The organism is Hymenobacter sp. (assembly GCF_035709525.1).
Taxonomy (GTDB): domain Bacteria; phylum Bacteroidota; class Bacteroidia; order Cytophagales; family Hymenobacteraceae; genus Hymenobacter.
In genome coordinates this window covers 69,618-78,350 of the sequence record NZ_DASTEP010000121.1, presented here as the reverse complement: position 1 = coordinate 78,350, position 8,733 = coordinate 69,618, and the positions used below count along the sequence as shown (strand labels likewise).

At 60.1% G+C, this 8,733-nt stretch carries 7 protein-coding genes; 2 read left to right on the top strand and 5 right to left on the bottom strand.

What is annotated here, in order from left to right; translation table 11 throughout:
- Nucleotides 1-208: 208 nt before the first annotated feature.
- The 5 genes from VFO93_RS10495 to VFO93_RS10475 form a co-directional block, all read right to left on the bottom strand.
- A complete protein-coding gene (locus VFO93_RS10495; protein WP_325134323.1) occupies nucleotides 209-832 on the bottom strand; it encodes an adenylate kinase in 624 nt (207 codons plus the stop codon).
- 64 nt (nucleotides 833-896) lie between these two features.
- Nucleotides 897-1,436, bottom strand: a complete 540-nt coding sequence (locus tag VFO93_RS10490; RefSeq protein WP_325134322.1) for a phosphoribosyltransferase — start codon at nucleotides 1,434-1,436, stop codon at nucleotides 897-899.
- Between the two features lie 178 nt (nucleotides 1,437-1,614).
- The gene (locus VFO93_RS10485; RefSeq protein WP_325134321.1) at nucleotides 1,615-3,843 is read right to left on the bottom strand and encodes a sodium-translocating pyrophosphatase; all 2,229 of its coding nucleotides are present in this window, start codon (nucleotides 3,841-3,843) and stop codon (nucleotides 1,615-1,617) included.
- Nucleotides 3,844-3,957: 114 nt separating this feature from the next.
- On the bottom strand, nucleotides 3,958-4,914 hold the full coding sequence (locus VFO93_RS10480; protein ID WP_325134320.1) for a glycosyltransferase family 2 protein: 957 nt from the start codon (nucleotides 4,912-4,914) through the stop codon (nucleotides 3,958-3,960).
- A 133-nt stretch (nucleotides 4,915-5,047) separates the two neighbouring features.
- Nucleotides 5,048-5,977, bottom strand: coding sequence for a M20/M25/M40 family metallo-hydrolase (locus tag VFO93_RS10475; protein ID WP_325134319.1), 930 nt, complete (start codon nucleotides 5,975-5,977; stop codon nucleotides 5,048-5,050).
- 107 nt (nucleotides 5,978-6,084) lie between these two features.
- Between VFO93_RS10475 and VFO93_RS10470 the strand changes: the two genes are divergently transcribed.
- Together VFO93_RS10470 and VFO93_RS10465 are read left to right on the top strand one after the other, a co-directional pair.
- Complete coding sequence (locus VFO93_RS10470) at nucleotides 6,085-7,362, top strand: tol-pal system protein YbgF (protein WP_325134318.1); 1,278 nt, start codon at nucleotides 6,085-6,087, stop codon at nucleotides 7,360-7,362.
- Between the two features lie 8 nt (nucleotides 7,363-7,370).
- Nucleotides 7,371-8,726: a hypothetical protein gene (locus tag VFO93_RS10465; protein ID WP_325134317.1), complete on the top strand. Its 1,356-nt coding sequence runs from the start codon at nucleotides 7,371-7,373 to the stop codon at nucleotides 8,724-8,726.
- Nucleotides 8,727-8,733 lie beyond the last annotated feature (7 nt).

Sequence of the window (8,733 nt, the reverse complement as noted above, 5' to 3'; positions counted from 1 at the left end):
AAGCATCTCTATCGCTTCTTTGAGCGGCTTGTATGAAGCGTCAGAGATGCTTCACTGCGTTCAGCATGACGACCGTTTGCACCTTCATTGCTTCAGAAACAGACTTCGCTACTTAAAAACCGCCCCAAAGAAATGAGTTATGAATTTCAGGCTATGGCCCGAAACTCATAACTCAAAACTCTCAACTCATAACTGGGCGCAGCCCTACCTACGCTTTCACTTCGCGGATGGCGGCAGCGGGCGCTTCGGATTTGGCGGGCTCGTTGCGGTCGATGATGGCGCAGATTTGGGTGAAAATCTCTTCGATGTCGCCGATGCCGTTGAGCGAATGAAATTTTTTCTGGCCGTCGTAGTAGCCAGCTACTTGCGCGGTTTCGGTGTTGTAGACCTGCACGCGGCGGCGGATTTTGGTTTCGTCCTGGTCGTCGGGGCGGCCACTGGTTTTGCCGCGCTCCAGCAGGCGTTTTACGAGCTCCTCCTCCCCTACTTCGAGGGCAATCATGCAGGCCACGCCGGTGCCGTGCTGGGCCAGCAACTGGTCGAGGCTTTCGGCCTGGGCCACGGTGCGCGGAAAGCCGTCGAAGATGAAGCCGGCCGCCTGCTTGTTCTTAGCCAAGGCATTGCCAATCATGCCGATAACTACCTCGTCGGGCACCAGCAGGCCCTCGTCCATCAGCTTTTTGGCTTTCAGGCCCAGCTCGGTGCCTTCGGCAATCTGGGCGCGCAGTAGGTCGCCGGTGCTCAGGTGCACGAGGTTGTATTGCGCGATAAGCTTTTGGCTCTGAGTACCTTTGCCCGCACCGGGAGGGCCAAAGAGGACAATATTATGCATGGCAAAAGAATAGTAGTCGGCGGGGGACACCGGGGCAAGGAGTAATAATTAGGTAAAGGTACGGCTAGGCGGCCACGTACACATCGGGCAGGTTGCGGCCCAGGCCGTCGTAGTCGAGGCCATAGCCTACTACGAAGTCGTTGGGAATCTCCATTGCCATGTAGTTCAAGGTCAGCGGATAGCGCAGGCTGGCCGGCTTGTAGAACATGGCCGCTACCTCAATGGAGGCTGGCTGGTTAGCCTCCAGCGTAGGCAGCAGGTGGTGCAGCGTCGTGCCCGTATCCACAATATCTTCGACCAGAATGATGTCGCGGCCCTTCACGTCTTCGCGCAAGCCTAGGATTTCCTGCACCTGACCGCTGCTCGCAGTGCCTTCGTAAGACGCCACGCGGATAAATACAATCTCGCACTCGCCGGTGAAACGCTTGAGCAAATCGGTAGCGAACATGAACCCGCCCGTGAGCACCACCACGAATAGCGGCCGGCGGCCGGCGTAGTCGGCGTTGAGGCGGGCTGCTACTTGGTCGATGGCCTCGGCGATTTTAGCGGCCGATAAATAAGGCTTGAACGCCTTGTCGTGGAGGGTAATAAGGGGTTGACCCATGCGTGAATCGGCCAAAGCGGCCGGCTGGAAACGGCCCAAATGGCCAGTACGAAACGGCCCGAGCGGCCAATTGGGCTGCAAAGATAACCGCAGATTCAAACGGATTTGTCGGATTTAACGGATACGCCCGCTGCGCGGGCTGGCTATCCGAGTGGGGCGGCGGACGGGGCTGTTGCGTTTAGTCTGCTGCTGGGTAGACTGCTAAGTGGGTGGCGACGTTGGTTAGCTGGGCAAAGCGCACGGGCGGCAGGCGGAGCTCGGCGCGGTCGATGGAGGGAGTTGGGGCCAGGCTGGCCGCGCCGCCTTCGCGCGCGATGTGGGGGGCAATAACGAGCGACACGATGCTCATTAGCTTGATGAGGATGTTCATGCTCGGGCCGCTGGTGTCTTTGAAGGGGTCGCCGACGGTGTCGCCGGTGACGCTGGCTTTGTGGGCGTCGGAGCCTTTGAACTCCATTTTGCCATCGACCATAACGCCTTTCTCGAATGACTTTTTGGCATTGTCCCAGGCGCCGCCGGCGTTGCTTTGGAACATGGCCATGAGCACGCCGCTGACCGTGACGCCCGCCAGCGTGCCGCCCAGCACCTCGGGGCCGAAGGCGAAGCCAATGACGATAGGCGTGAGCAAGGCAATGGCGCCCGGCGCTACCATCTTTTTAATGGCGGCCTGCGTGCTGATGGCCACGCACTTCTCGTATTCGGGCCGCCCGGTGCCCTCCATGATGCCGGGGATTTCGCGGAATTGCCGGCGCACTTCCTGCACCATTGCCATCGCGGCCTGCCCTACTGCCGTGATGGCCAGCGCCGAAAAGATGAACGGTATCATGGCCCCCACGAAAAGGCCAGCCAGCACGCGGGCATTGCTGATGTCAATGGTGTCGATGTGGGCCGTGCCCATGAAGGCCGCGAACAAGGCCAGCGAGGTGAGCGCCGCCGACGCAATGGCAAAGCCCTTTCCGGTGGCGGCCGTGGTATTGCCCACGGCGTCGAGCACGTCGGTGCGCTCGCGCACTTCCTTGGGCAGCTCGCTCATTTCGGCGATGCCGCCCGCGTTGTCGGCGATGGGGCCGAAGGCATCGATGGCCAGCTGCATGGCGGTGGTGGCCATCATGCCGGCCGCCGCGATGGCCACGCCGTAGAGGCCGGCTGCCGAGTAGCTGAGCACGATGCCCGCCGCCAGCACCAGGATGGGTAGCACCGTGCTTTCCATGCCCACGGCCAGGCCGCCAATGACGGTAGTAGCGTGGCCGGTGCTGCTTTGCTGCACGATGCTGAGCACCGGGCGCTTGCCCATGGCCGTGTAATACTCGGTGATGATGCTCATGAGCGTGCCCACGGCCAGCCCCACCAGCACGGCGTAGAAGACGTGGTTGGCATCGAAGGTGAAACCGCGCACGCTGATGTCGCCAGCCGGCAACAGCCACTTTATCAAGAAGAAAGAGAATACGGCCGACACGACTACCGAGGCGTAGTTACCAAAGTTGAGCGCGCCCTGCACGTTGCCGCCCTCCTGCACCCGCACCAGCAAGATGCCCGCCAGCGAGGCCACGATGCCCAGCCCGGCCACCGCCATCGGCAGCAGAATGGGCGACAGGCCGCCGAACTGGTCGGGGTTACCAAGGTGGACTTCGCGGCCCAGCACCATCGTAGCCAGAATGGTAGCCACGTAGGAACCGAACAAGTCGGCCCCCATACCGGCCACGTCGCCCACGTTGTCGCCCACGTTGTCGGCGATGGTAGCGGGGTTGCGTGGGTCGTCTTCCGGGATGCCGGCCTCGACCTTGCCCACGAGGTCAGCCCCCACGTCGGCCGCTTTGGTGTAGATGCCGCCGCCCACGCGGGCGAAGAGGGCGATGCTTTCGGCCCCGAGCGAAAAGCCGGTGAGCACTTCGAGCGCCTTTTCCATTTCGGGGCCGGTGGCGATACCGCTGGGCACGAACAGCTTATAAAACACGATAAACAGCGCCCCCAGCCCCAGCACCGCCAGCCCGGCCACGCCCATGCCCATCACCGAGCCGCCCGCGAAGGACACCTTCAGCGCCTGGCTGAGCGAGGTGCGGGCCGCCTGCGCGGTGCGGACGTTGGCCTTGGTCGCGATTTTCATCCCGACGTAGCCCGCCGTGGCCGAAAACACCGCCCCGATGATAAACGCGATGATAATAACCGGGCTGGATTTCTCGCCCGTAAAACCCAGATAGCCCAGAAACACGCTGGCAATGAGCGCGAACAACGCCAGCACCCGGTATTCGGCCCGCAGAAAAGCGATGGCCCCGTCGGCGATGTAGCCGGCGATGGTTTGCATCTGCTGGCTGCCGGCGTCCTGGCGGGCCACCCAGCCGGCGCGCAGCCAGGTGTAAAGCAGGGCCAGCAGGCCCAGCGCGGGCACGGCGTAGAGAACAGGTGGCATAGGCTGAGGGCGTTGAGTGGAAAGAAGTGAGTGCGTAGTAAATATGGGTGATATAATTCAAACCCTATTTATTGCTACTCCTTGCCGACTTGCCAAGCCACCCTGGCCTCGCTACTACTGCCGGATGTTGGTGTCGGCGATGAGGTAAAGCGGACGCTGGCGCACGTCGGCCGAAAGCCGCCCGATGTACTCGCCGATGATGCCGATGGCGATGAGCTGCACGCCGCCCATGAAGAGCACGCTTATCATGAGCGAGGCCCAGCCGGGCTGGTAGTCGTGCGACACGAAGCGCGAATACAGCGTGTAGAGCATTATCAGAAACGCCACGCCCGACACGAAAAACCCGCTGAGCGAGGCCAGCTTGAGCGGAAAATCCGAGAACGCCGTGATGCCGTCGAGGGCCAGGCGCAGCATCTTGCTATAGGTGTAGCCGGTTTCGCCGCCCGCGCGCTGGGCGCGGTTGTACTCCACGTAGGTTTGGCGGAAGCCAATCCAGGAAATCTGGCCGCGCAGAAACTTGCTTTGCTCGGGCATGCGCTTGAGGGCATCGACCACCCGGCGCGAGATGATGCGGAAGTCGCCGGTATCGACCGGAATACTGACGTGCGTGATAGCGGCCAACATTCGATAGAAGAGCTTGGCCGTCATGAGCTTGGCGGCGCTTTCGCCGGGGCGCGAGAGGCGCTTGGCGTACACTACCTCGTAGCCGCTCAGTAGCTTCTGGTAAAGCTCCGGGATGAGCTCGGGCGGGTCTTGCAGGTCGGCGTCGATGATGACCACGGCCTCGCCGGCGGCGTGGTCGAGGCCGGCCGTCACGGCTATCTGGTGGCCGAAGTTGCGGCTCAGGTCAATGTAGCGCACCTGCGGGTCGCGCTCACTCAGGCCGTGCACCAGGGCCAGCGTGCTATCGCGCGAGCCGTCGTTGATGAAAACAAATTCGTGGCTCACGCCCATGCCGTCCACCACGGCCTTGAGGCGCTGGTAGAGGGCGTGCACGTTGGCTTCCTCGTTGTAGAGAGGAACGATGATGGACAAAGCGAGCGGAGCCGAGAGCGTGTTTTCGGAAGTCATAAGGATATTTTCATCGCTGGGCTGAAAACGCAGCCAGCCCTGCAATGCGAAAGGCACCCTGGCAGCCAGGGCAAAATCAAGTGCAAAGCTAGCGCCCAGCCAGAGCTTGTGCGGCTTCCGCGCGCACCTTGGGCTACAGCGCGCGCAGCAGCGCCTGGTAGAGGCGCAGCATACTGTCGATGTCGCGCTTGTCCACGATTTCGTCGGGCGTGTGCACGTGGTCTTCGGGCGCGCCCACGAAGCACCAGTCCCAGGGCATGTCGCTGCGGTGCAACTCTTTGGCGTCGGAGCCGCCGGTTTCCTCTACCTCCAGCTGGTAGGGCACGCCGCTGGCCTCGGCAATGCGCCGGATGCGCTCGACGTAGGCGCGGCGCGGAATGAGCGAGTCGCGCAGCGAAATCACGCAGCCCGCGCCCGGTTGCACACCCGCCGTAACCCAGGTAATATCGCAGATGAGCGCCTGCCGCACGCCGTAGGTGTCGTAGATGTAGCGGGCCAGGTAGGACACCGAGCCGCCGCCGTGCTCCTCGCCGCACGAGAAAGCAATGATGCCGTGCTCCAGGGTTTCGGCCAGGCGCAGGGCGGCCCACACGCCGAGGCGGTTGTCGAGGTAGCAGCTTTGCACGGTGGTGTCCGTTTCGCGAAAATCGCAGGCGTAAGTGAGGCTGGTGCCGCGCGCGATGTCGCGGCTGAACTCATAGCCCAGGCGCTCGGTTTCTTCGGCAGCATCTGTTTCTACCGTGAGCGTGCAGCTGATTTCGCCTTGTGCGTCGCGCCCCACCAGCCGGTCGCCCGCCCGGCCCTCGGGGCCGCCGATGGGCACCAGCTCGCGCCCGTAGCGCACGGTGAAGCCGATGCTGTCGAGGTGCGCAAACACGGCCGTGCGCGGCTGCCCAAACACCAGGAGCAGGCAGTCCTGAAACCGCGCCTCGTCGTGCAGCACCTGCGGCGGGTGCGCCCAGCCGGGTGCGTGCCGGCGCACGTAGTCGAGCACGAAGCGGGTAAGGCCTGCCTCGTCGCCCGAAGGGGCCGGGATTTCGCAAAGTGTTTGAAGTAATTGCATTCCTGATACGTATGCCTAAAAACCCGTCAAAGCTAGGTTTGCCGCCGTACTTTCGTAGGGCCGCAGCGCGCCTTCGGGGCGCGGCCCGGTGGCTTTTTGCTGATTTTATGCTGTCTATGCCCGCCCTGTATCGGTTTCCGCGCCTGTTTTTGCTGCTGCTCCTGCTTGGCTCGTTGGCTTCTGGCCGCGCCCAGGCGCAGCAGGACACGAGCACCCTTAAGGCGCCGCCCATCCGCAACGTGGACCTGGGCAACGTGGACGTGCTGCCCAACACCGACACCAAAGGCTGGCTGCTGCTCGACAAAGACATTCAGCTGGAGCTCGACGGGGCCGTGCAAAACCTCTACAACTTCAAGTACGACAAGGCCGAAAAGCAATTTCGGTCGCTGCGCCGGCGCTACCCGCACCACCCCATGCCGTACTTTCTCATGGGCCTGAGCAACTGGTGGAAAATCATGCCCACCAACTTCCAGACCAAGCAGTACGACAAGATATTTGAGGCCTACATGGACACGGCCAACACCTACGGCGAGCAGCTCGCCAAGGCCGACCCGCACAACTACGAGGCGTACTTTTTTCTGTCGGCCTCCAATGCCTTCGACGCCCGCCTCAACGCCGAGCGCCACAACTGGCGCAAGGCTACCTTCAGCAGCAAGCGCGCCCTCAACTACTTGCAAAAGAGCAAGGAAGCCAATGGCCTGAGCCCCGAGTTTCTGTTTGGCGATGCGCTGTTCAACTACTACTCAGTCTGGATTCCGGAGAACTACCCGCTGCTTAAGCCGGTGCTCCTGTTTTTCCCCAAGGGCGACAAACAATTGGGTCTTAAGCAGCTGCGCACCGTGGCCGACAACGCGTTTTACACCGGCGTCGAGGCCCGCGTGTTTTTGATGAAGCTGCTGCACAACGACGAGCACCAGACCGGTACGGCCTTGCCCATGGCCCAGGCTTTGGCCAAGAAATACCCCGACAATGGCTACTTCGAGCGCTTCTACGCGCTGCTGTGCTTCGACCAGGCGCAGTTTGGCGAGTGCGAGCGCGTGAGCCGCGACATTCTGGAAAAAATAAGCGTGGGCATGCCCGGCTACGAAGCCGCCAGCGGGCGCTACGCCAGCTACTTCCTGGGCTACCTCATGCAGTTCAAGTACAAGGACGTGGCCAAGGCCAAGGACTACTACCAGCGTTGCATCGTGTTTGCCGAAAGCAACGGCGAAACGGAAGGCGGCTTCTACCTTTTTGCCAACGCTAGCCTGGCCAAGCTCGCCGACCAAACCAACGACAAGGCCGGGGCCCGGCGCTACTACGCGGTAGTAGCCGACAAAGCCGACCACAAGTCGAGCCAGTACAAGGAGGCCAAGGCCTATTTGAAGAAGAAGACCAAGGAATAAGAAGCACTATGGAATTAAGCGATTATATCCTAACGCCCTTTTACCTAGGCCTGATTTATGCGTTAGCCTATGCTATTCGGCCCTCTATTACCAATAAGTATACGGTTCGCTATTTTATTCCCGCCTTATCTGCTAAGGTAATTGGTGCTCTGGCCTTGGGTATTCTCTATCATACCATCTATGCAGGTGATACTAACAATTATTTCAACCACGCTTCTATCATTTATAAGGCTTTTGGCGATTCTTTTGGGGCAGGAATACAGCTAGTAACTACGGATGGGACTGTAACTCCCAAAATTGCCCCTTACACCAGCCAGATGGTCTGGTTTGGGCCGGGCAGCAAAGAATATTTTGTCATCCGAACCGCTGCGGTAGGAGCACTGCTAGGCTTCAACACCTATTCAGTAACTGCGCTATTCTTTGCGATACTAAGCTTCAGCGGCATGTGGGCTATGTACATGACCTTCGCCAAGATTCGCCCCCAGGTTTATAAGGAATTAGCTATTGCCGTTTTCTTTCTACCCTCGGTATTCTTTTGGGGGTCTGGTTTATTGAAGGATTCCCTTTGTATCGGCGCACTGGGCTGGGTGTTCTATGCCTTTTATCGGGGCGCCATTGAAAAGAAGAATATCATCCGTTGCCTCATCATTGGTATTCTTGCGGCATTGATTATTAACTCCATGAAGGCTTATATTCTGCTTGCCTTCATTCCGCCCGCCGCCCTTTGGGTATTTAACGAAAATACCGCACGCATACGCTCGGCAGCAATGCGTTGGGTAGCCAAGCCGCTTTTTTTACTAGTTGGTTTGGGGGTAGCTATTTATGCGATGAGTAGCATTGCGGAGACAGATGCTCGCTTCAACCTCGACAAAATTGGCGAGCAGAGCAAGCTTACCGCCACGTACTTGCAGGGAGTAAGCAAAAACGAGAATGGCTCAGGCTATAACATCGGGGAGCAGGACGGGACTATCGCGGGCATGGCCCGGCTGGCCCCTCAGGCAATAGTGGTGGCGCTGTTCAGGCCTTTTCTGTGGGAGGCCCGCAACCCCACCATGGCGCTTTCGGCGTTGGAGGCCACGTACTTTTTGCTGTTTACGCTCCGTATTTTCTGGCGGGTTGGCTTTTTCAAGTCTCTACAGGCTATTGCCGGCCAGCCAGTACTTACGCTATGCTTTGTGTTCAGCTTGATATTCGCCATATCGGTGGGTATCTCCAGTGGCAACTTTGGCACGCTGGTGCGCTACAAGATTCCGCTAATGCCCTTTTACCTGGCTGGGCTTTACATTATGCAGAGCATAACCCAGCCGGTAGCGAAACAGGCCCGCGCGCAACTGGTGCGGCGGCCACAGCCCCAGCTAGCGTAGCCTGGCC

Coding starts and splice junctions, on each gene's coding strand:
- VFO93_RS10480 (WP_325134320.1), bottom strand. CDS start 4,914: ATGACTTCCGAAAACACGCTCTCGGCTCCGCTCGCTTTGTCCATCATC.
- VFO93_RS10490 (WP_325134322.1), bottom strand. CDS start 1,436: ATGGGTCAACCCCTTATTACCCTCCACGACAAGGCGTTCAAGCCTTAT.
- VFO93_RS10465 (WP_325134317.1), top strand. CDS start 7,371: ATGGAATTAAGCGATTATATCCTAACGCCCTTTTACCTAGGCCTGATT.
- VFO93_RS10470 (WP_325134318.1), top strand. CDS start 6,085: ATGCTGTCTATGCCCGCCCTGTATCGGTTTCCGCGCCTGTTTTTGCTG.
- VFO93_RS10485 (WP_325134321.1), bottom strand. CDS start 3,843: ATGCCACCTGTTCTCTACGCCGTGCCCGCGCTGGGCCTGCTGGCCCTG.
- VFO93_RS10495 (WP_325134323.1), bottom strand. CDS start 832: ATGCATAATATTGTCCTCTTTGGCCCTCCCGGTGCGGGCAAAGGTACT.
- VFO93_RS10475 (WP_325134319.1), bottom strand. CDS start 5,977: ATGCAATTACTTCAAACACTTTGCGAAATCCCGGCCCCTTCGGGCGAC.